The sequence below is a fragment of the Pseudomonas sp. LPB0260 genome (assembly GCF_013388395.1).
The window spans coordinates 1,928,032-1,949,779 of the sequence record NZ_CP058247.1 but is presented as its reverse complement, the minus strand read 5'-3'; the positions used below and the strand labels follow the sequence as shown (position 1 = coordinate 1,949,779).

22 protein-coding genes are annotated in these 21,748 nt (G+C 67.0%); 13 read left to right on the top strand and 9 right to left on the bottom strand.

Annotation, left to right across the window (positions count from 1 at the left end; translation table 11 throughout):
* The first annotated feature begins 452 nt into the window (after positions 1-452).
* Together LPB260_RS08535 and LPB260_RS08530 are read left to right on the top strand one after the other, a co-directional pair.
* The gene (locus tag LPB260_RS08535; protein ID WP_208708263.1) at positions 453-1,295 is read left to right on the top strand and encodes a DMT family transporter; all 843 of its coding nucleotides are present in this window, start codon (positions 453-455) and stop codon (positions 1,293-1,295) included.
* Positions 1,296-1,354: 59 nt separating this feature from the next.
* Positions 1,355-1,834 (top strand): LEA type 2 family protein, encoded by a 480-nt coding sequence (locus LPB260_RS08530; RefSeq protein ID WP_208708262.1) that lies wholly within the window; start codon positions 1,355-1,357, stop codon positions 1,832-1,834.
* A 951-nt stretch (positions 1,835-2,785) separates the two neighbouring features.
* On the opposite strand, the gene LPB260_RS08525 is transcribed toward LPB260_RS08530, so the two are convergent.
* Positions 2,786-3,751: a mechanosensitive ion channel family protein gene (locus LPB260_RS08525; protein ID WP_218281511.1), complete on the bottom strand. Its 966-nt coding sequence runs from the start codon at positions 3,749-3,751 to the stop codon at positions 2,786-2,788.
* 170 nt (positions 3,752-3,921) lie between these two features.
* On the opposite strand from LPB260_RS08525, the gene LPB260_RS08520 reads away from it, so the two are divergent.
* The 6 genes from LPB260_RS08520 (at position 3,922) to LPB260_RS08495 (ending at position 8,016) form a co-directional block, all read left to right on the top strand.
* Positions 3,922-4,551 (top strand): glutaredoxin, encoded by a 630-nt coding sequence (locus LPB260_RS08520; protein WP_208708261.1) that lies wholly within the window; start codon positions 3,922-3,924, stop codon positions 4,549-4,551.
* Positions 4,552-4,588: 37 nt separating this feature from the next.
* Positions 4,589-5,359: a phytanoyl-CoA dioxygenase family protein gene (locus tag LPB260_RS08515; protein WP_208708260.1), complete on the top strand. Its 771-nt coding sequence runs from the start codon at positions 4,589-4,591 to the stop codon at positions 5,357-5,359.
* A 120-nt stretch (positions 5,360-5,479) separates the two neighbouring features.
* On the top strand, positions 5,480-5,854 hold the full coding sequence (locus LPB260_RS08510; RefSeq protein ID WP_208708259.1) for a hypothetical protein: 375 nt from the start codon (positions 5,480-5,482) through the stop codon (positions 5,852-5,854).
* A 97-nt stretch (positions 5,855-5,951) separates the two neighbouring features.
* The gene (locus LPB260_RS08505; RefSeq protein WP_208708258.1) at positions 5,952-6,296 is read left to right on the top strand and encodes a zinc ribbon domain-containing protein YjdM; all 345 of its coding nucleotides are present in this window, start codon (positions 5,952-5,954) and stop codon (positions 6,294-6,296) included.
* Between the two features lie 130 nt (positions 6,297-6,426).
* Complete coding sequence (locus LPB260_RS08500) at positions 6,427-7,152, top strand: endonuclease (RefSeq protein ID WP_208708257.1); 726 nt, start codon at positions 6,427-6,429, stop codon at positions 7,150-7,152.
* Between the two features lie 126 nt (positions 7,153-7,278).
* On the top strand, positions 7,279-8,016 hold the full coding sequence (locus LPB260_RS08495; RefSeq protein ID WP_208708256.1) for an ABC transporter substrate-binding protein: 738 nt from the start codon (positions 7,279-7,281) through the stop codon (positions 8,014-8,016).
* A gap of 49 nt (positions 8,017-8,065) precedes the next feature.
* On the opposite strand, the gene LPB260_RS08490 is transcribed toward LPB260_RS08495, so the two are convergent.
* Complete coding sequence (locus tag LPB260_RS08490) at positions 8,066-10,048, bottom strand: diguanylate cyclase (RefSeq protein WP_208708255.1); 1,983 nt, start codon at positions 10,046-10,048, stop codon at positions 8,066-8,068.
* Positions 10,049-10,358: 310 nt separating this feature from the next.
* Here LPB260_RS08490 and LPB260_RS08485 point away from each other — a divergent pair, with 310 nt between their 5' ends.
* On the top strand, positions 10,359-11,177 hold the full coding sequence (locus tag LPB260_RS08485) for an NYN domain-containing protein (RefSeq protein ID WP_208708254.1): 819 nt from the start codon (positions 10,359-10,361) through the stop codon (positions 11,175-11,177).
* Positions 11,178-11,340: 163 nt separating this feature from the next.
* Here the strand turns inward: LPB260_RS08485 and LPB260_RS08480 are convergent, their stop codons facing one another.
* Positions 11,341-11,883 carry an AAA family ATPase gene (locus tag LPB260_RS08480; RefSeq protein WP_208708253.1) on the bottom strand — a complete coding sequence of 181 codons (543 nt, stop codon included), beginning with the start codon at positions 11,881-11,883 and terminating at the stop codon, positions 11,341-11,343.
* Positions 11,880-12,446: a nicotinamide riboside transporter PnuC gene (pnuC, locus tag LPB260_RS08475; protein ID WP_208708252.1), complete on the bottom strand. Its 567-nt coding sequence runs from the start codon at positions 12,444-12,446 to the stop codon at positions 11,880-11,882. The genes LPB260_RS08480 and pnuC overlap by 4 nt, the downstream gene beginning before the upstream one ends.
* Positions 12,447-12,652: 206 nt before the next feature.
* On the opposite strand from pnuC, the gene LPB260_RS08470 reads away from it, so the two are divergent.
* A complete protein-coding gene (locus LPB260_RS08470) occupies positions 12,653-13,528 on the top strand; it encodes an alpha/beta fold hydrolase (RefSeq protein ID WP_208708251.1) in 876 nt (291 codons plus the stop codon).
* Here LPB260_RS08470 and LPB260_RS08465 read toward each other — a convergent pair.
* The 3 genes from LPB260_RS08465 to LPB260_RS08455 form a co-directional block, all read right to left on the bottom strand.
* Positions 13,503-14,162, bottom strand: coding sequence for a c-type cytochrome (locus tag LPB260_RS08465; RefSeq protein WP_208708250.1), 660 nt, complete (start codon positions 14,160-14,162; stop codon positions 13,503-13,505). The two genes, LPB260_RS08470 and LPB260_RS08465, sit on opposite strands and share 26 nt — an antisense overlap.
* A gap of 533 nt (positions 14,163-14,695) precedes the next feature.
* Positions 14,696-16,192 (bottom strand): CoA-acylating methylmalonate-semialdehyde dehydrogenase, encoded by a 1,497-nt coding sequence (locus tag LPB260_RS08460; protein ID WP_208708249.1) that lies wholly within the window; start codon positions 16,190-16,192, stop codon positions 14,696-14,698.
* A 92-nt stretch (positions 16,193-16,284) separates the two neighbouring features.
* Positions 16,285-17,631: an aspartate aminotransferase family protein gene (locus LPB260_RS08455; RefSeq protein WP_208708248.1), complete on the bottom strand. Its 1,347-nt coding sequence runs from the start codon at positions 17,629-17,631 to the stop codon at positions 16,285-16,287.
* Positions 17,632-17,754: 123 nt separating this feature from the next.
* On the opposite strand from LPB260_RS08455, the gene LPB260_RS08450 reads away from it, so the two are divergent.
* Entirely contained in the window at positions 17,755-18,675 is a 921-nt protein-coding gene (locus LPB260_RS08450) for a LysR family transcriptional regulator (protein WP_208708247.1), read from the top strand.
* A gap of 46 nt (positions 18,676-18,721) precedes the next feature.
* Here LPB260_RS08450 and LPB260_RS08445 read toward each other — a convergent pair whose 3' ends face one another.
* Together LPB260_RS08445 and LPB260_RS08440 are read right to left on the bottom strand one after the other, a co-directional pair.
* Positions 18,722-19,609, bottom strand: coding sequence for a PA4780 family RIO1-like protein kinase (locus LPB260_RS08445; protein WP_208708246.1), 888 nt, complete (start codon positions 19,607-19,609; stop codon positions 18,722-18,724).
* 108 nt (positions 19,610-19,717) lie between these two features.
* Positions 19,718-20,608 (bottom strand): LysR family transcriptional regulator, encoded by an 891-nt coding sequence (locus tag LPB260_RS08440; RefSeq protein ID WP_208708245.1) that lies wholly within the window; start codon positions 20,606-20,608, stop codon positions 19,718-19,720.
* A 102-nt stretch (positions 20,609-20,710) separates the two neighbouring features.
* On the opposite strand from LPB260_RS08440, the gene LPB260_RS08435 reads away from it, so the two are divergent.
* The gene (locus tag LPB260_RS08435; RefSeq protein WP_208708244.1) at positions 20,711-21,352 is read left to right on the top strand and encodes an NAD(P)-dependent oxidoreductase; all 642 of its coding nucleotides are present in this window, start codon (positions 20,711-20,713) and stop codon (positions 21,350-21,352) included.
* A 53-nt stretch (positions 21,353-21,405) separates the two neighbouring features.
* The gene (locus LPB260_RS08430; RefSeq protein WP_208708243.1) at positions 21,406-21,687 is read left to right on the top strand and encodes a DUF2218 domain-containing protein; all 282 of its coding nucleotides are present in this window, start codon (positions 21,406-21,408) and stop codon (positions 21,685-21,687) included.
* Positions 21,688-21,748 lie beyond the last annotated feature (61 nt).

The following is a 21,748-nucleotide window of genomic DNA, read 5'->3' as shown; positions in this document are numbered from 1 at the left end:
CGTGGTAGCCTGCTCGACAAATTGTTGTTTTATATACAAAAGCTGAAAATTGCCATGTTTTGCAGAGAGCATGTGACGGGTTCAAATCCCCCCGGCCCCCAAACAAACATCTAAAGACGTCCTCGGACGTCTTTTTTTGTGCCTGAAATCCAGTAAGTACGGGACTTTCAGCGCCACCGGCGCCCACGATGCTGCAGTCGATATCTACGCAGTTTGGTATTCCAAGCAGTACTCCAGCTCATTCACTGGTAATTCTTGGAATACCGAAACCGCCGACGAGCTGGTCAAGCAATGCCATCGACCTGAATGGCGTGGAGCAAAGCGCTTTCCCGCGCACAGTCCCCTTTTCCGGGCACTGTTCGGGCATCGGCGCACGGCCCGCCGCGCCGGACATAGTGAGTTGCCGCCCAGCCGCGCCTAGACTGGCCACTGCCCACCGCTGCGGATAGACCATGACCACTCGAACCCTGCTGCTGACCGCCCTGGCCATGCTCGCCTTCGCCGGTAATTCGTTGCTCTGCCGCCTGGCGCTGCGCGAGACGGAGATCGACGCCGCCAGTTTCACCAGTCTGCGTCTCTTCTCCGGCGCCCTGACCTTGTGGCTGCTGCTGCGCCTGCGTCCGACCAACGCCGCTGCGACCGGCAACTGGTTCGCCGCCGTGGCGCTGCTGGTCTATGCCGCCGCGTTTTCCTTCGCCTACCTGAGCCTGGATGCCGGGGTCGGCGCGTTGCTGCTGTTCGGTGCGGTGCAGCTGAGCATGATCGGCTGGGGCCTGTGGCGCGGCGAGCGCTTCGGCCGCAAGGCCAGCGCCGGCCTGCTGCTGGCGATCGGCGGCCTGCTGGCGCTGCTGTTGCCGGGCGCCAGCGCGCCACCGCTGGGCGGAGCCTTGCTGATGTTACTGGCAGGCGCCGCCTGGGGCGCCTATTCCCTGCTCGGTCGCGGCGTCACCGATCCGCTGGCGGCCACCACCGGCAACTTCCTGCGCGCCACGCCCCTGGCGTTGCTGATCAGCGCAGTGCTGCTGGGCCAGGCCAGCTGGGACCTGCCGGGGCTGATCTATGCCGTGCTGTCCGGCGCGCTCACCTCCGGTATCGGCTATGCCATCTGGTACACCGCCTTGCGCGGCCTTCAATCCTTCCAGGCGGCCACGGTGCAGCTCAGCGTGCCGATCCTCGCCGCCCTGGCCGGCAGCCTGCTGCTCGATGAAGCATTGAGCCTGCGCCTGGCGCTGAGCGCGGCGGCCGTGCTCGGTGGCATTGCCCTGGTGCTGGGCGCCAGGCAGCACGGACGCTAGAGGTCATCGCCCGCTGGTCTTCTATCCTCTACCTGGAGTCCGCCACGGAATATCGAACCATGCCTTCGCGTTCACGCCTGCTTCTGCGCCCGCTGTCCGTCCTCCTGCTGGCCTGCGGACTCGCCGCGTGCGCCAGCCTGCGCGACCCATTGCGTATCGACCTGGTCGGCCTGGAGCCGCTACCCGGCCAGGAGCTAGAAATGCGTTTTGCGCTGAAGCTGCGTGTGCAGAACCCGAACGACGCCCCGTTCGACTATAACGGCGTGGCCCTGGAGCTGGAGGTCAATGGCCAGCCACTGGCCAGCGGGGTGAGTGATCAGCGCGGTCAGGTGCCGCGCTTCGGCGAGGCGCTGCTCAACGTGCCGGTGAGTATTTCCGCCTTTTCGGCAATTCGTCAGGCCTGGGGCGCCGCCGGCTACCGGCCCGGCCAGGGCCTGCCCTATGAGCTGAGTGGCAAGCTGGCGGGAGGACTGTTCGGAACCATGCGTTTCAAGGATCAAGGCGTGCTGAACTGGCCGGAACCCTCGACCGCACGCTGAAGGCCACCCTGCTTTGGAGACACCGACTGCAGGTTCCGCGACCCCGCACCCACGTGTTGGTCTTTCGACCCGCTGCCTCAGCGCGGCCTGGGGCCGCGTCTGCTCGGCCCGACGCTCGGGCGCTTGAGGGGCGCAACGCTGCCCCAGGATGGGAACAGGTGGCGGGTGGAGCCGGAAGCGTGGCGCTTGAGCGCGAGCCAAGCGCAGCGCAGTTTCGCCGATAAGGAAATGCGGTAAGCGGCCAGACCGGATGACCAATGCCGAGCGCCGCGGCCCGTTCCCCTGTCGAGCGGGGCCTTGCCGGAATTGCCCTGGGACTGCAGCAGGCGGGCCAGGTAGTTCGCGGCAATCACCGGCGCATCGGCATCGCACCAGTGCGTAGCATCGTCCCCCGGATAGCGACTGGGCATCGCCCGTGACGATCGTGGATAGCCTGCCGGCATCCCGGTACTGCTCTTGCTGTCCATCACTCGTCCCGCCCTGTCGTGAGAACCATCGGATCGCCGACAAGGCGACCACTCTCATGCTCAGGCTTCCCAGCCGATGCCGCTTCTTCTCCGCCAACGGTGGACGCAAGCACAGCTGCCAACACCCCTACCGTTTTATTGGTTTAGTTGCGCCACCGGCGAACGTCAAGACTCCGACAATCGGCAGACAATGGCCTCTTCCACCAGTAAGCCATTGAAATTAAGCGAATTTAAAAAACATAAGAAATACACCGCGGCCCTTATAGCAAATAAGTAATGCCGTACATCTGCAGGGCGCGCCCCTGATTGGGCCAGCAGCCGCCCGGCTCCATCGGCGAATCAAGCGCAGCGCCGACAGGTGCAGGCGCCTTGCGGCGCAACTGGGCGCATCCTCGCCCTCAAGGCTGGACGGCCATAACGTGCTGACCCGTTCGCCGCATTAGCACGCGCCAGCCCTCGGGCGAAACCGGCCCCGCCAGCGCAATTAGCCCTCGGGGTCGGGTTGCCGCGGGCGGGGCTCGCCCACCGCCAGGCGCGGGTCCTCGCCCAGATCCAGGCGCAGGCTGCCAGAACGCAGGTGCAGGTCGCGCTGGGGAAAGGGAATCTCCACCTCGGCCAGGCGCAGCTGGTCCTCGATGGCCCACATGAAGCGCGCCTGGGTGGCACCGGGGGAGACCATCAGGTCGTGCTCGACCCACACCACCAGCTCGAACTCCAGGCTGCTGTCGCCGAAGCGGGTCAACCATACGTCCGGCTGGCGCCCGGGCAGGCTGGTGATGCACCCCGGCACGGCCTCCACCGATTTGAGTACCGCTGCCTTGACCTTGTGCTTGTCGCTGCCGTAGGCCACGCCGAAGGGCACGTGGATGCGCCGGTACTTCTCGTCGAAGCTCCAATTGGTCACCCGGCCGTTCACGAACTCGGAGTTGGGCACGATGATGTCGACCAGGTCGTTGGTGGTGATGCGCGTGTAGCGCATGCCGATCTCGGTGACCCGGCCCATCACCCCGGACTGCAGGTCGACGAAATCGCCGACCTTGAGGGTCTTCTCCAGCAGCAGGATCAGCCCGGAGATGAAATTGCTGAAGATGTTCTGCAGGCCCAGGCCGATGCCCACGCCGATGGCGCCACCGACCAGGGCGATGTTGGTCAGATCCAGGCCCAGGTAGCGCAGCCCCACCAGGGTGCCGATGATCCACACCGCATAACGGATGATGCGGGTCAGGGCATACATCCCCGAGGAGTTCATATGGGTGCCCTTGCCGCGCGCCGCCACGTTGTGCAGGCCGTGCTCGAGCAGGGAGGAGAACCACCAGGCGAAGAACAGGATCAGCCCCAGGCCGATCAGGCGCGCCAGGTGCAGGTCGGTCTCGCCGATCTGCAGCCAGGGCGTGGTCGCCCAGCGCCACAGGGTTTCGAGGATGTCGTCGGTAAGCTTGTCCAGTTCCATGCTCGGCGCCTGTGCTGCGGGTAGGGTCGCGGATCACGGCCCGGGCCGTCATCGCCTTGTTGAGAATAGCCGTCCGCCACCTTCTTCCAGGCCGTCGACGCACGGGGCGGTCGCGGCAGCGGCTTTACTATGCTCAAGGACAAGCCCTACCCCGAGTTATCAGGAGGCCCATGAGCACGGCCGTGGTTCGTATCACCCTCTACCGCTGGGCCGGCCGCTTCGGCCCGCTGAGGATCAAGATCCCCTGCGGCGAGTGCGCCCTGACCCGCGATGTGATCGAGGACACCCTGGCCAACGAGCTGGCGGGCATCCCCGTGGAGCTGCAGCTACGCGACTGGCTGAGCCAGTGGTGGCAGCCGCTGCTCAAGGGCGGCTGGCACGCCCCCATCGTCATGGTCGAGGGGCGGGTGATCAGTCAGGGCAACGCGCTCAACCGCGGGGTGCTGACCGAAGCGGTGATCGCCCACCACGCCGGGCGCAGTCCGGTCAGCGGCAACCACCTGTTCGGCAAGGCCAGCTGCCCCCATTGCCAGCGCGCCAAGGACTACCTCGGGCACGCCGGCATCGACTTCCGCTATCACGATGTGGTCAAGGACGCCCGTGCTCTCTACGAGATGCTGGCCCGGGTCAAACCGCTGGTGGGACCGAGCACGCCGATCACCGTGCCGCAGATCTGGCTGGACGGCCAGTACATCGGCGGCGCCGACCAGTTGAGCGCGCGCCTGCACAGCGCGGTGGACCCCAACCCCGAGCGCGGCCAGTCGTCCCTGGGGCTCCATGACCTGACCCGCCGCCATTGAGGCGGACGGCAAACGGCGCAACCCGAGGATCGCCCGCATGCCGCAACACCGAGTCGATCCCGCCATCACGGCCGTGCAGCTGCGCGCGCTGCACGAGCACGGCTTCGTCCTGCTGCCCGGCGTGCTGGCGCCGCCGCAGGTCGCCGAGCTGCGCGAAGCCATCGACCGCCTGCAAGCGCAGCACTGGGACTACAGCGGCCTGCTCGACCAGTACAAGTGCGTGTTCAACCGCGACCCGCTGTGGCTGCCCTACCTCGACCCGCCAGGGGTGATCGAGCTGGCCGAGGCGGCCCTCGGCAGCGACTGCCATGTCATCGGCCAGACCGCCTGGCGCTGCCACCCCGGCTTCGTCGGCGCCGAGCTGCATCTGGACTATCTGGTGATGCCGCTGCCGAGCTCGCTGCTGGCCGACCCGGCGTTCGAGCTGCCCATGCAGATCTGCACCGCCCACCTCTACCTCGACGACGTCGACGCCGACCTCTGCCCCACCCTGGTGGTGCCCGGCAGCCACCGCGCCGGACGCGCGCCGCGAGCGGGCGAGCGCAGCTGGCAGGGCCGGCCCGCGCAGCCGGTGCTGTGCCAGGCCGGCGATGTGCTGATGTTTCGCAGCGAGCTGTGGCACGCCGGCAGCCGCAACCGCAGCAACGATCGCTGCCGCTACCTGCTGCAGGTGCACTACGGCCGGCGCATGGTCGCGCAGAAGTTCTCGCCCTACCTGGCCTGGCGCTTCAATCCCGCCGTGCTGGCCGCCTGCACCCCGCGCCAGCGGCGCCTGCTGGGCGAACACCAGGAGGCGGAGTACGACTGAGCCGCCGGCCAGTAAACAGCGGCGCCTTTACACAAGTTTTACCTCGGTGCCGCGGATATCCGGCGCCAGGCATGGTCAAAAAATAACCAGACCCGAGCGTTCCGCGGAAGGAGGTTGACCATGCTTGGCCGCATTACTCTATTGAGCGCGCTGATCGCCAGCCTGATGCTGAGCGGCGCCGCCTCGGCAGACGGCTCCCGGCGTGATGCCGCGATCGCCGGGGTGCTGGTCGGCGCGGTGATCGGCGGCGCGATCGTCGCCAACAGCCGCTACGAGCATGCACCGCTGTATGTCGAGATCGGTCCGCCACCGCCGCGCGTCATCTACTACCAGCAGCCCCATTCGCGCTACTACTCGCCACCGCCGGTTTACTACCGGCCGTATCAGCCGGTGCTGGTGCCGCACCATTTCCATCGCCCGCACCACTACAAGCATCGCCATCACAAGCACTACCGCCGCCATCACCATCACGGCCATTACGAGCCGCGCTGGTAGCCGCCAGCGCGGGCGCGCCCGACCGAGGCGTGCCCGCACGGGCGGCAATCCCTATACACTGCGCGGCCTTTCGCCCGAACGTCGCCGAGGAGCCTCAGTGAGCACCCTGCCACCCTGTCCCCAATGTCATTCCCCATACAGTTACCAGGACGGCCAGCTGCTGGTCTGCCCGGAATGCGCCCATGAATGGTCCGCCAACGCCGAGGCGCCCGGCGCCGGCGACGAGGCCAAGGTGATCAAGGATGCGGTAGGCAACACCCTGCAAGACGGCGACAGCGTCAGCGTGATCAAGGACCTCAAGGTCAAGGGTTCGTCGCTGGTGGTCAAGGTCGGCACCAAGGTCAAGGGCATCCGCCTGGTCGACGGCGACCACGACATCGATTGCAGGATCGATGGCATCGGCGCGATGAAGCTCAAGTCCGAGTTCGTCAGGAAGGTCTGATCCAGCCGGGCTCCTGGCTTTTCCTGGTCGTCCGCGCAAGCCATTGAACCATAAGTAAAAATTGCGCAATAGGCGCACCCTCAGGCCCTCCAAAACGGCTATCATGCGCGGCTTTTTGCCCGAGCCGCCCATGTCCCGCCTGCTTGCCCTGCTGTGCCTGCTATTCGCCCTGCCCGCCCACGCCGACGCCCCGCAGTCCTTTGCCGCCGCCAAGAAGGTCGCCTGGAAGCTCTATGCCCAGCGGCAGACCACCTTCTATTGCGGCTGTGCCTACCAGGGCAAGCAGGTGGATCTGGCCAGTTGCGGCTACAAGCCGCGCAAGCAGCTGCGTCGTGCGCAACGTTTGGAGTGGGAGCATGTGGTGCCGGCCTGGGTGATCGGCCATCAGCGCCAGTGCTGGCAGCACGGCGGGCGCAAGAACTGCAGCCGCAACGACCCGGTGTTCCGCGCCGCCGAAGCCGACCTGCACAACCTGGTGCCGAGCATCGGCGAGCTCAATGGCGACCGCTCCAACTACGCCCTCGGCATGCTCCCCGCCGCGCCCGCACAGTATGGAGCCTGCCCGATGCGCGTCGATTTCAAGGCCAGGACCGCCATGCCGCCTGAGCAGGCGCGTGGCGCCGCGGCGCGCATCTACCTGTACATGGCCGATCATTATCGGCTGCGCCTGTCGCGTCAGGATCGCCGCACCTACGAGGCCTGGCACCGCCAGTACCCGGTCAGCCAGTGGGAGCGCTGGCGCAACCAGCAGGTCGGCTGCGTCATGGGCCATGGCAATCCCTATGTCGAGAAGCTCGATCGCCAGGCCTGCCCAATCCAGCAGCGTGCCGGCGGCGCGCGACCGAGCAGCGGCTGAGCCTCGGCAGGCGGCAAGGGACTAGGTTTCGAGCCCATCGCTACCGCCCATCGAGCCCCCGTTCCGGCGTTTGCCTAGTCACCCTCCAGGTGCCATGCTGCACTCCAAGCTCAAACGGAACACCCCATGCGCTATCTGCTGCTATGCCTGCTCCTGACCCTCGGCCCGGCAACAATGGCCGAGCCATGGAAGGTGGTCGGCGACGAACAGTTCGCCCCCTACAGTTTCGCCGCGAGCCACGATGCCACGCCCCAGGGTCTGGATGTCGAACTGGTCAGCACGGTGCTGCAGGCCGCCGGGATCGACTACGAGCTGCGCCTGTACCCCTGGCAGCGGGTCAAGCGCATGCTCGAACAGGGCGGCGTCGACATGGCCTTCCAGTTCGCCGGCACCGCCGAACGCCACGCCCAATACCTGCTGGTCGGCCCGATCCGCACCGGCTCCACCGTGTTCATGGCAGCCCACAAGAGCGCACTGGGCGACTGGCAGCAACTCAGCGATCTGGAGCCCTACGTAATCGGCCAGGTGAAGGGCTACGCCTACGACACGGACTACGACCAGGCCCCGCTGAAGCGCGACAGCAGCGCGCAGAGCCCGCGGCAGCTGGTGTCCATGCTGCTGGCCGGACGCGTCGACCTGATCGTCGGCGACCGGGTTCAATTGCTGCATTACGCCCGCGAGCTCGGGGCCGAAGATAAGGTCCGCATCCTGCCGCGGCCACTGGCGCACATGCCGCGCTTCGTCGCCTTCGCCAAGAACGACCAGGAGCGCGCGGCACGCTTCGCCGCGGCGCTGCACCTCCTGCAGCGCCTCGGCAGGCTGGAGGCGATCTATCAGCGCTGGGGGCAGCCGCCGCAAAGTTGAAGGCGCCACCTCTATCGACCGCAGTCCGAGCGTAGACGCCTGTTGTCGCTCAGTGCACGCTCAGCTCGAGCGTTGTCGCCTGCTCGCCGCTGCCGCTGAGCAGGACTATCCTGGCCTGGTCGCGGCCACTCTGCTTGGCGAGGTAGAGCGCGTCGTCGGCCAGCTTGTACAGGCTTTCCAGGCTCAGCGCGGCGCCGGCCTGGACGCAGGCGATGCCGACCGACACGGTCAGGCGCCCCGTCTGCTCCGGCTGCGAAACCTCGATGGCCAGGCTGCGCACCGCCTCGAGCAGGTGAGCGGCGAAGGCCTGCAGCTTGCCGCCGTCGACCTGCTCGGCGCTGGCGAACAGGGCGAACTCCTCGCCGCCCAGGCGAAAGCAATGATCCCCGGCGCGCCGATGCAGCGCAGAAAGGCACGCGCCGAGCTGGCGAATCGCCTGATCGCCGACCGCATGGCCATAACGGTCGTTGATCTGCTTGAAATGATCGATATCGAGAACCGCCAGAGTCGCCCACAGCGGCGTCGACTGCAGGCGGGCGAGGCGCGCCAGCTCCTGCGGCACCACCAACTGGAATTGCCGGCGGTTGTGCAGCCCCGAGAGCTCGTCGGTGATCGCCAGGGTGGCCAGGCGCTGGTTGGCCTGGGTCAGCGCCTCGGTGCGCGCCGCCACCTGGGCATCGAGGTCGCGGTTGGCCGCCAGCAATGCCTGGCGCGAGGCCTCGAGCTCGCTCGCCGTCTCGCGAAAGCGGCTGGCCAGCCGGCCGAACTCGTCGCGCCGGCGCGGCAGCTCGCTGCCCTGCAGCGCGCTCAGGCCTTCCTCGCCGACCTTTTCGGTGACCCGGATGAAGCGCCGCAGCGGCGCCAGCACATACTGCTCGATCAGCAGCCAGAGCACGGCGAACTCCGACAGCAGGCCAAGCAGGGCGATGCCGAGGATGATCGTGGCGGCTGCCATGGCCTTGTTCTGCAGCAACTGCTTGGGGTAGATGTTGACCAGGTACCAGTCCGGGCCGTCGATGCGGGTGTAGGCAAGAAAGGCCTCGTCGGTCTCGGTCACGCCGCTGCGGCGCTGCTGCCCGGTGACGGCAGCGAAGATGCCCTGCAACTGCGGCTGGTCGCCGTCGATTTTCAGCGTGCCGCCAGCGGCCTGGATCTGCGCCAACAACGGCTCGTAGGCGATCAGGCTGCCGTCGGCACTGAAGGCGATGTTCTCGGTGCCGTCCAGGGCATCCTTGAGGGTGCGCTGCATGAAGTCGTCGAGCAGGATGTCCTGGCCCAGCGTGGCCACCAGGCGGTCCTGCAGATAGACCGGTTTGAGGCTGCTGAGCATCCACATCTTGGCGGTGGCGTCGAAATAGAAATGGGTCCAGACCGCTTGCCGCTCGGGGTTCTGCGCTTCGTTGGCGCGGGCGACGAAGATTTCATCGGGGAAATAGGTGTCGGCCGGTACCTGGTGCAGATAGGGGACGCCGATGAATTCGCCGACCAGCAGGTTTTCCGGCGCCGAGACGAAGTAGTTGATGTACTGGCCCGTGGACGTCCAGGCGCTGCCATACCAGTCCAGCAGCGCCGCGATCAGCGCCGCGCGGTGGCGCAACTGGGGCGTCAGTTCGACGTCGCGGCCGATGAAGCCGGTGAAGCCGCGGTGCTGCAGACCATCCTTGAACAGTTGCCCCTCGTACCAGCCGGTCCGGGTGCGCCAGGTACCGTCGGGCCAGGGCTCGAAATAGTCATCGAACAATGCCGCACCGGTCGCCAGCGGCACCGACTGCAGCTGTTCGAGCAAGGCCTGCTCGACGGCCCGATGGTGGCGTTCGGTCTGCAGGAACGGCTCCGAATCGCGCCGGCCACGTTCGGCGATGAACTGCTCGAGCTGCTCGACCACGCCGTCCTCGAGCATGCCCGCCACATGGTAGTAGCTGGCCAGGCACAACAGCGCGGCGATCACCAGGCTGCGCAGGGCGCCGCGCACGATGATCTGGGTTCGCAGGGAGGTTCGCGCAGGCACGCCAGTGGCTTTGTCGACGGTCATCGGGGTGTCTCGGCTATATCGCCACAGGTTCGGATCTCGCCTCGATGCCGGCGCAGCATTGGCTATCGGAAATCCATCGCGGACAGCAGTTCGGTTGTCAGGGGCCCATCGAGACGCGCCGCTGCCGCAGGACGCGGACGAAAGCCGACATTGCAAGCAGTTAGCCATCAACCCGGAAAGGGCGCAAGCCCCGCCAGCCGGGCCGTTCCACTGTTCGCCACGCCAGCCGACCAGGTGCACGCCCGCCCGGCCCTGGCGCCGAGGTGGCATCCGCAGTATGGTCGAGGCACCTTCAGATCAAGGACGAGCCATGGCCACTAAACCCAGCTCAACCCGGCAACAGAAGCTGCTCGCCGTACTGATCGACGCCGACAACGCCTCGGCCGCCATCGTCGAGGGGCTGTTCGAGGAGATCGCCAAGTTCGGCGTGGCCAGCGTCAAGCGCATCTACGGCGACTGGACCCAGCCCAACCTGGGCAAATGGAAACAGGTGCTGCTCGACCACAGCATCCAGCCGATCCAGCAATTCGCCTACACCCGCGGCAAGAACGCCACCGACAGCGCGCTGATCATCGACGCCATGGACCTGCTCTACACCCGGCGTTTCGACGGCTTCTGCCTGGTCTCCAGCGACAGCGACTTCACCCGCCTGGCCGCGCGCCTGCGCGAGGAAGGCCTGACCGTGTACGGCTTCGGCGAGGAGAAGACGCCCTCGCCCTTCGTCTCGGCCTGCGACAAGTTCATCTACACCGAGATCCTCCGTGCCGACGCGGCAGACGCGACGGACGAGCAGCCCGGCAACGGCGACAAGAACAAGGCCGCCGCCGGCGACAGCCCCCCCGCCGAGCCGGCCAAGGCAACGGCCAGGAAGAAGCCGCAGAAGGTGCCGGTGGACTTTATCGCCAAGCTGATCGACGACATCGACGACGAGGACGGCTGGGTCGAACTCGGTGTGCTCGGGCAGAACATCAGCAAGCTGCGCCCGGCCTTCGACGCCCGCCTCTATGGTTTCAAGAAGCTCAGCGAGCTGATCAAGGGCCAGGCCAAGCGTTTCGAACTGCAGGTGCGCGGCAGCAGTGCCACCGGCGGCGAGGCGCTGTATGTGCGCAATCGCAAGGCGGGCAAATAGGCCGAGCGGCAGCGCTCACCAGACCGGACGCTGCCCTCAGCGCCTCTGCCCGTGCACACCCCGCAGGTCAGATGGAAGCCTGGCGGTGCATTCAACGAAAAGGCCAGTCGCAGGACTGGCCTTTCTCGATTCGCTTATCGGCAGCAGGCAACCCAGGCATCGATCAACGGTCGCGATGCGGGGGCTCAGTCAGCCACTCAGCAATATATTCCAGGGCCCACCGCTCGCGCTGCGCCCAGTCGCCGCCCAGCTGACGCAGCGGCTGCTGGTGGGTCTGCAGCCAATCGCGGCAGGCCTGGTGAAAACGCAGACGCTCGTCCAGCTGCGGCTGACAGCGCTGGCCATCGTCGACCCAGGGCACGCCGTGCGGGTCGAGCAGCAGGTGCAGGTCGTAGCGGCGCGCCAGCAGGGCCTGCTCGATCCAGGCCGGGCAGTCGCCGAACAACGTCCGGCTCCACAGCAGGTTGCTCAGCAGGTGGGTGTCGAGGATCAGCAGCGGCGGCGCCGCCGCGCGGGCCGCATCCTCCCACTGCAGCTGGCCGCGGGCGATCGCCTCGATGTCGGCGTAGCAGGTGTCGCGGCCCTGCTGCTCGATGAAGTGACGCACGTACTCACCGACCAGCAGGCCGCCGAAGCGCGCCTGAAGGGCCTCGGCCAGGCGGCTCTTGCCGCTCGACTCCGGGCCGGTCAGCACCAGCACCTTCATGCGCGGGCCAGTTCCGGGGCGCGGCGCCAGCTCTGCCAGCCGTGCAGCGCCAGCAGGCAGAACAGGCCGTAGAGGCCGGCGGTGAGGTACAGCTCCTTGTGCACGAACAGGCCGACGAACAGCACGTCCAGGGTGAACCACAGCGGCCAGCATTCCAGGCGCTTCTGCGCCATCCACACCTGGGCCACCAGGCTGAAGCCGGTCAGGGCGGCATCCAGCCAGGGCGCCGCGGCGTCGGTGTAGGTGGCCATCGCATAGCCCAGGCCGAGGCTGCCGGCGCCGCCTATGGCCAGGCTCAGGGCCAGGCCATAGGCGCTCAGGCGCGTGACCTCGCGGCCCTGATGGCGCTCGCCGCCGCGCTTCCACTGCCACCAGCCATACAGCTGCAGCACGGCGTAGACCAGCTGCAGGAGCATGTCCGAATACAGCTTCACCTCGAAGAAGATCCAGCTGTACATCGACACCATTACCAGGCCGATGGGCCAGCACCAGATGTTCTGCCTGACCGTCAGCCAGACGGCGATCACCCCGAGGGTGGCGGCGATGAGTTCAAGGAGGGACATGGACAACCTCGGTGTGCGGCGCGCCGGGCGTGGCGCGGATAAAAAAGAGCGGCGAATTGTACCCAATCGAAGGCACCGGCGCAGACCGGCCGCCGAATCGCCGCGCCCGGGCAGTTGCCCCTGCATTGTGGCGCGATCGCCCTTTGCCTCGGCCTCGGCCAATCCCTACTGTAATCCGGACGATTCGCCAGACCATGAGGAAGATCATGACGCGCACCCGCACTACCGCGCGCCTGCCGGCCAACGCGCAATGGCTGCACTGCAGCGACCAGGGCGTGCCGGCGCACTTCTACCACGCCAACGGTTTCCCGCTGCGGGTCTACGAGCCCCTGCTCGAGCGCCTGAGCGGCAGCCTGGCACTCAGTGGCCTGGCCTGCCGCGCGACCTGGCCGGACATTGGCCCGCCGCCGCGTCGGCGCGACTGGCAGCTGTATGCCGACGACCTGATCGCCTTCATCGAGCAGGAATACCAGCAGCCGATCGTCGGCATCGGCCACTCCCTGGGCGCCACCTGCACCATCCTCGCCGCCGCCAAACGTCCGGAGCTGTTCAAGGCCCTGGTGCTGATCGAGCCGGCCATGGTCTCCCCGACACTGGCGCGGCTGGTGCGCTGGCTGCCCAAGGCGCTGATGAACCGCACCGACCCGGCCCGAAGCACCCTGCGCAAGGCCGACCGCTGGCCCAGCCGTGAGGCATTCCTGCGGCAGTGCCAGAACGCCCGCGGCTACAAGCGCTTCGGCGCCGAAGCCCTGCAGGCGCTGGCCCGGCACGCCGTGGTGGAGGGCGCCGACGGCCAGCTGCAACTGGCCTTCCCCAAGCACTGGGAGGCGCACAACTACACCCAGCCGCCGAACGTGATGGCGCAGTTGCAACAGCTGGCGATGCCCTGCGTGGCGATCCGCGGCAAGCCCTCGGTGTTCTTCAGCGAGCAGCTGTGGCAGGAATGGCAACGGCGCTGCCCGCAGACCCGGTTCCTGGAAGATCTGCAGCACGGCCACCTGCTGCCGCTGGAAAATCCCGCCGGCTGTCACCTGCTGATCGAACGGGGCCTGCGCGCTATCGGCGTACTTCCCCCAGGCTGAGCTCGGCCTGGGGCTGCAACTGCTGCAGATAGGCGGCCAGCGCGGCGATGCGCCGGTCGCTGAAGCCGTCGGCGATGCTCATCATCACCGAGCCGGCACGGCGCGGATCCTTGTCGCGAAAACGGGTCAGGGCACGGCGCAGGTACTCGGCCGGCTGGCCGGCTAGGCGCGGGGTATTGTCGCGGCCTTCGGCGTTCATCCCGTGGCAGCCCGTGCATAGCGTCTTGAAGGTCGCCTCGCCGTCCTGGCGCAGCGCCGGGTCGACCGCCGCCTCATGCCCTTGCAACTGCTGCTGGCCGAAATAGATGGCCACGTTGACCCTATCCTCGAGGCTCAGGTTTGGCGCCAGCTTGGACATCACATAGTCGCTGCGCTCGCCGCTGGCGAACTTCTCGAAGGCATTGAACAGATACACCGGGTTCTGCTGGGCCAGATTGGGGATGTGCGGGCGCCGGCTGTTGCCGTTCTCGCCGTGGCAATTGCCGCAGAAACGGATGCGTTCGTGGCCGGCCTCGTAGGCCTGCTGGCGCAGCACCGGGTCGGCATTGAGCTGGGTGAAGCGCTGCATTGCCTCGTTGCTGGCCTTGGCCAGGCCGGCGAGGCAACAGAACAGTACGAGGGCGAGCGCACGCATGAGGGAAGTCCTTTTCTCGTTGATACCGGGCTGAAATTTAAGCGCCGGACTATAGGCCCCCGCGCCAGGGCAAACCCCGACACAGATCAAGCAAAGTGCAGATTCCGCCGATCGATCGCCGCAACCACAGGCTCCATATGGCGCCGTGACAGCATCCGCAGTATGTTCGGGACACGTACCGTTCAAGGACTGAGCAAGTAGCCTGGGTATCCGTAGGGTGGACAACGCGAAGCTTGTCCACCATCGACCTCGCGAAACTAACCTTGCCTTGACGTATCGTTATTCGCCCTTGCGACGGGCCCTCGCTTCGCGAAGCCCTTCGCTGGCGAGCCTAAAGGAGGCTCACCCGGGCAGTGCAAAAGGTACTCGCCGCAAAAGCGAAACGCGATGCCCAGGAGAGGCAAGTCGCACGGGTACACGCGGTGGAAACGCTGCGCAGTTCTCCACCCTACCCGCTGACCACGACCAGCACGGCCCGCAAACAAAAAGGCCAGTCTCACGACTGGCCTTTTTCGTTACCGCCCTAGCAAAGCTCAGCCATTGCTGGGGAAGGCGAACTGCGCCGCCTCGTGGCTGGCGCGCTGCGGCCAGCGCTGGGTGACGGCCTTCTTGCGGGTGTAGAAGCGCACGCCGTCCGGGCCGTAGGCGTGCAGGTCACCGAACAGCGAGCGCTTCCAGCCGCCGAAGCTGTGGTAGCTCACCGGCACCGGCAGCGGTACGTTGACCCCGACCATGCCCACCTCGATCTCGTCGACGAACAGGCGCGCCGCTTCACCGTCGCGGGTGAAGATGCAGGTGCCGTTGCCGTACTCGTGGTCGTTGATCAGCTGCATGGCCTCTTCCAGGCTGTCGACCCGCACGATGCACAGCACCGGGCCGAAGATCTCGTCGCTGTAGATGCTCATCTCGGGCGTGACCTTGTCGAACAGGGTGCCGCCGACGAAATAGCCATTGTCACAGCCGGCCACCTGCAGGCCACGGCCGTCGACCACCAGTTCGGCACCGGCGGCCACGCCCGCGTCGATGTAGCCGGTGACCCGCTCCTTGGCGGCGGCGGTAACCAGCGGGCCCATGTCCAGGCCACAGCTGGTGCCGGCGCCGATCTTCAGTTCCTGGATCTGCGGGGTGATCTTCTGCACCAGGGCATCGGCGATCTGGTCACCTACGCACACCGCCACCGAGATGGCCATGCAGCGCTCGCCGCAGGAGCCGTAGGCCGCGCCCATCAGCGCGCTGACGGCGTTGTTGAGGTCGGCGTCGGGCATCAGCACGGCGTGGTTCTTCGCCCCGCCCAGAGCCTGCACGCGCTTGCCGCGCTTGGTGCCTTCGCTGTAGATGTACTCGGCGATCGGGGTCGAGCCGACGAAGCTCAGGGCCTTGACCTGGGGCGCCTCGATCAGCGCATCGACCGCTTCCTTGTCGCCGTGCACCACGTTCAGCACGCCCTTGGGCAGGCCGGCCTCGTGCAGCAGTTCGGCGATGTACAGGGTGGAGCTGGGGTCGCGCTCGGAGGGCTTGAGGATGAAGCAGTTGCCGCAGACGATGGCCAGCGGGTACATCCACAACGGCACCATGGCCGGGAAGTTGAACGGGGTGATGCCGGCAACCACGCCGACCGGCTGCAGGTCGCTCCAGGCGTCGATGTCCGGGCCGACGTTGCGGCTGTACTCACCCTTGAGGATCTGCGGCGCGCCACAGGCGAACTCGACGTTCTCTATGCCACGCTTGAGCTCGCCGGCGGCGTCTTCCAGGGTCTTGCCGTGCTCCTCGCTGATCAGCTTGGCAATCTCTGCCTCGTGCTGCTCGAGCAACTGCTTGAAGCGGAACATAACCTGGGCGCGCTTGGCCGCCGGGGTCTTGCGCCAGGCCGGGAAGGCGGCCTTGGCGGCGTCGATGGCCTGCTGGATGACGTCGCGGTCGGCCAGGGCGACCTGCTTGGTCACCTCGCCGGTGGCCGGGTTGAAGACGTCGGCGCTGCGGCCTTGGCCCTTGATGCGCTCGCCGTTGATCAGGTGCGGGATGCTGGTCATGGGATCTCTCCGTCAATCGAATTCGTAGGGTGGATGGCGCGAAGCTCATCCACCTGGGATATGGGGGGCGATGGCGCAGGCCACCCAGCGGGTCAGTCGAGCTGGTTGAGGGTTTCGCCGACGGCGTCGAACATTCGCTCGAGGTCGTCGATCCGGGCGTTGAAGGTCGGCCCGAACTGCAGGGTGTCGCCGCCGAAGCGCACGTAGAAGCCGGCCTTCCACAGGGCCATGCCGGCCTCGAACGGGCGGATCACCGGATCGCCGTCGCGCGGGGCGATCTGCAGGGCGCCGGCCAGGCCGCAGTTGCGGATGTCGAGGATGTGCTTGGCGCCTTTCAGGCCATGCAGGGCCTTCTCGAACTGCGGCGCCAGCTCGGCGGCCTGCTGCACCAGGTTGTCGCGCTTGAGCAGCTCCAGCGAAGCCAGGCCGGCGGCACAGGCCACCGGGTGGGCCGAATAGGTATAGCCGTGGGTGAACTCGATCATGTGCTCGGGCGACGGCTGGTTCATGAAGGTCTGGTAGATCTCGCGGCTGGCGATCACCGCGCCCAGGGGCACGGCGCCGTTGGTGATCTGCTTGGCGGTGTTCATGATGTCCGGGGTGACGCCGAAGTACTCGGCACCGCTCCACTTGCCCATGCGGCCGAAGGCGGTGATCACCTCGTCGAAGATCAGCAGGATGTTGTGCTGGTCGCAGATCTCGCGCAGGCGCTGCAGGTAGCCGACCGGCGGCACCAGCACCCCGGCCGAACCGGACATCGGCTCGACGATCACCGCGGCGATGTTCGAGGCGTCGTGCAGTTCGATCAGCTTGAGCAGCTCGTTGGCCAGCTCGACGCCGCCGGTCTCGGCCATGCCCGGGGTGTAGGCCAGGTGCGGCTGCAGGGTGTGCGGCAGGTGGTCGACGTCCATGAACTGGCCGTACATCTTGCGGTTGCCGCCGATGCCGCCGAGGCTGGTGCCGGCGATATTGACGCCGTGGTAGCCACGGGCGCGGCCGATGAACTTGGTCTTGGCCGGCTGGCCCTTCAGGCGCCAGTAGGCCTTGGCCATCTTCACCGAGGTGTCGGCGCACTCGGAGCCGGAGCTGGTGAAGAACACATGGTTGAGCTCGCCCGGCATCAGGTCGGCGATCTGCTCGGCCAGCTGGAACGACAGCGGGTGGCCGTACTGGAAGCCCGGCGAATAGTCGAGGGTGCCGAGCTGCTTGGCCACCGCCTCCTGGATTTCCTTGCGCGAATGGCCGGCGCCGCAAGTCCACAGGCCGGACAGGCCGTCGTAGATCTTGCGGCCCCGATCATCGGTGAGCCAGCTGCCTTCGGCGGCAACGATCAGACGCGGGTCGCGCTGGAAGTTGCGGTTGGCGGAAAACGGCATCCAGTGAGCGTCCAGCTTGAGCTGGCTGGCCACTGGCAGGGGGGCGGTCTGCTGCATGTTCATGGGGGCGGCCTCGCGTGGCAGGGCGGGTTCTAGCTTGGATAAGCAGTTGCCAGTAAAGGTGCCACGGGGATAGATTCACAAAAACACGACTTTACTTATCTTTAGTTAATGGATAACTAAACAATGAGCACACGCCGCGCCGAACCCCTGGCCCAGGTCAGCGACTTCGAAATCCGCCTGCTCAAGCTGTTTCGCAGCGTGGTGGAGTGCGGCGGCTTCTCCGCCGCGGAAAGCGTGCTGGGCATCGGCCGCTCGGCCATCAGCCAGCAGATGAGCGACCTGGAGCAGCGCCTGGGCCTGCGCCTGTGCCAGCGCGGCCGCGCCGGCTTCGCCCTGACCGAGGAAGGCCGCGAGGTGTACCAGTCGACCCAGCAACTGCTGGCGGCGCTGGAGAGCTTTCGCACCGAGGTCAACGGCCTGCACCAGAACCTGCGCGGCGAGCTGAACATCGGCCTCACCGACAACCTGGTGACGGTGCCGCACATGCGCATCACCAACGCCCTGGCGCGGCTCAAGGAGCGCGGCCCGGACGTGCGCATCCATATCCGCATGACGCCACCCAGCGAGGTCGAGCAGGGGGTGCTGGACGGTCGCCTGCACATCGGCGTGGTGCCCCAGGCCGGCGCGCTGTCCGGGCTGGAGTACCAGAGCCTGTACGACGAACGCTCGCTGCTGTACTGCGCGGTGGGTCACCCGCTGTTCTATGTCGACGATCAGCAACTGGCCGACGCGCGCCTGGACGCCCAGGACGCCATCGCGCCGACCTTCCGCCTGCCGCCGGAGGTCCAGGGCCAGTATCAGCAGCTCAACTGCACGGCCAGCGCCTCGGACCGCGAGGGCATGGCCTTCCTGATCCTCACCGGGCGCTACATCGGCTACCTGCCCGATCACTACGCCGCGGCCTGGGTGCAGCAGGGTCGCCTGCGCGCGCTGAAGGCCGGCACGCGCTACTACGACCTCAGCCTGGCGGCGGTGACGCGCAAGGGCCGCCGGCCACACCTGGTGCTGGAGAGTTTTCTCGAGGCCCTGGCGGCAACCGGCTGAGCAAGGCAAAGCGCGCCCCGACGGACATCGGGGCGCGGGGTGGGGATTACTGCATCCAGGGCGGCGGCGGTTCCTCGCCGCGCGGCGCATCCTCGGCATTGAGCAGGGCCTGGCGGCGCGCTTCCTCGGCCAGGGCGGCCTTGATCTCGCGCATCACCGCGTCGACATCGGCGGCGTCCTCCGGGTCGGCGAACTCGCCGGTCAGCTGGCTCTCCGGAGTCAGCTTGCCCTCCTCGTACAGCGCCCACATCTCCTTGGCGTACTTGGTGTACTTCAACTCCGGGGCGAACTGGCCGAAGTAGGCGGCCATGTTGCCGACGTCGCGCTCGAGCATCTTGAACGCGTGGTTGTTGCCGGCCGCATCCACCGCCTGGGGCAGGTCGATGATCACCGGCCCCTCGGGACCGAGCAGCACGTTGAACTCGGACAGGTCGCCATGCACCAGGCCGGCGCAGAGCATCTTCACCACTTCCTGGATCATGAAGGCGTGGAACTCGCGGGCGTCCTCCGGGTGCAGGTCGACGTCGTTGAGCCGTGGCGCCACGCCGCCCTCGCCGTCGTCGACCAGCTCCATCAGCAGCACACCCTCGAGGAAGTCATAGGGCTTGGGCACCCGCACCCCGGCGTTGGCCAGGCGGAACAGCGCCGCCACCTCGGCGTTCTGCCAGGCGTCCTCCTGGCCCTTGCGGCCGTACTTCGAGCCCCGGGCCATGGCGCGGGCGTCGCGGCTGTTACGCACCTTGCGCCCTTCCTGGTACTCCACGGACTGGCGAAAGCCACGCTTGTTGGCCTCCTTGTAGACCTTGGCGCAACGCAGCTCCTCGCCACAGCGCACCACGAACACCGCGGCCTCCTTGCCGCTCATCAGCGGGCGTATGACCTCGTCGACCAGACCATCCTCGACCAGGGGTTCAATACGTTTTGGTGTCTTCATCGGCTTTGATCGCGGGTCCTGTGTTGCCCAATTCGCGTGTGCCGCCCGTTATACGGCAATCGGCGTCCATAACCCACCCTGGGGCGACCATTACCCGGCCGCGCATGCTCAATCTCGCAACAGATGCTGGCGCAGTGCCTCGAGGGCATAGCGCACCTTGGCCGGCTGGGCATCGCGGCGCGGGGTGACCAGGTAGATCCCCAGGGGCGGCAAACGCCAGCCCGGCAGCACATCGCGCAGCCTACCTGCCGCCAGCTCCTCGCGCACCTCGTGTGCCGGCTGCAGCGACACGCCCATCCCGGCCAGGGTGAACTGGCGTACGGCCAGGATGTTGTTGCAGCCGACCCGGCTTTCGATGCGCAACTTCTCCTGCTCGCCCGCCGGCCCCTGCAGGCTGAGGGTGTTGAAGCGAGCGTCGGTGTTCAAGGTCAGCCAGTCGAGGCCGATCAGCTCGGCGGGCAGGCTTATGGGCGCCCGCCGCGCCAGGTAGCTCGGCGCCGCGCACAGCAGCATGCGCGAGTCGCCGATATGCCGCGCCACCAGGCTGGAGTCCGGCTGACTGCCGGCGCGGATCGCCAGGTCGATGCGCTGTTCGACCAGGTCGATCGGCTCATCGTGAAAGAACAGCTGCAGGCTCAACCCGCTGTGTGCCTGCAACAGCGGCGCCAGGGCCGCGCAGATCGGGGCGCCGGCGAAGCCCACCGGGGCGGCGATGCGCAGCTCGCCGACCGGCGCATCACGCAGCTCGGCCAGGCGCTGCTCGGCCTCCTGAGCCAGGGCCAGCACCTGGGCACAACTCTGGTAGAAGGCGGCGCCGGCCTCGGTCAGGGTCAGCTTGCGGGTGGTGCGGTGCAGCAGGCTGACCTGGGTGCCGTCCTCCAGCTTGCGGATCTGCTGGCTGACCGCCGAGGGGGTCATGCCGAGCACCTCGGCGGCGGCGACCATGGAACCGCGCTCGACCACCGTGGCGAAGATCGCCATACGTTTGAGCTGCTCCATTAATTAGCCCTGCTTAATAGTTAAAGCGCTTTTAACCGATTTTTCCGACCTTTATCCAGCTGCGATTATCTCCCTCGACGAAAATCACCCGAGGAAACAGCCATGAATATCGCCCTGATCGGCGCCAGCGGCTTCGTCGGCGCCGCCGTTCTGCGGGAAGCCCTGAACCGGGGCCACCTGGTCACCGGCCTGGTCCGCCAGCCGCAGAATCTGCCCGCGCACCCGGCGCTGAATGCCGTGGCTGCCGATGCCTATGACACCGAGGCGCTGGCCGCGGCCCTGCGCGGCCATGATGCAGTGGTCCATGCCTTCAACCCCGGTTGGGGCCAGGCGAACATTCGCGAACGGTTCGTCCAGGGCACCCGGGCGATCTATGCGGCGACCCAGCAAGCCGACATCCAGCGCCTGCTGGTGGTCGGCGGCGCTGGCAGCCTGTATGTCGCACCGGGCCTGCAGCTGATCGACACCCCGGACTTCCCCGCCGAATACAAGGAAGGCGCCGAGGGCGCGCGCCAGGCCCTCGAGCTGATCCGGGCGGAAACTGCGCTGGACTGGAGCTTCATCTCGCCGCCAGCGCTGCTGCAACCGGGCGCGCGCAGCGGCCAGTTCCGCATCGGCGGCGACCAGTTGCTGATGAACGGCGAGGCGCCGGCGAGCATCAGCGTGGCCGACCTGGCCGTGGCCATCATCGACGAACTGGAACAGCCACAGCACATCCGCCAACGCTTTACCGTCGGCTACTGACTTCCCGACAGGCGCGGCCCCGCGCGCCTGTCCCGCCCACACCTGGAGACCCCATGACCCTGACCGCCACCACCCATGTCGTCACCGCCACGCCGGCCCGCTATATCAGCCGCCTGTGCAAGCACTTCGCCCACAAGATCCCGGTCAGCTTCGACCAACAGCAGGGTCGTATCGAGTTCGCCTTCGGCTTGGCGCTGCTCGCCGCCGAAGACGATGGCCTGCGCCTGAGCGTGCACGCCGAGGAACAGGAGCAGCTGGCCAAGCTCCAGCACGTGGTGGCCAGCCACTTCGAACGCTTCGCCTGGCAGGAGGCGCTGACGCTCGACTGGCAGTGAGCGACCCGCAGGCGATTTGAAAGCGCGATTCGGATTGGCGGCGCGCGCCCAAGGGCCGACA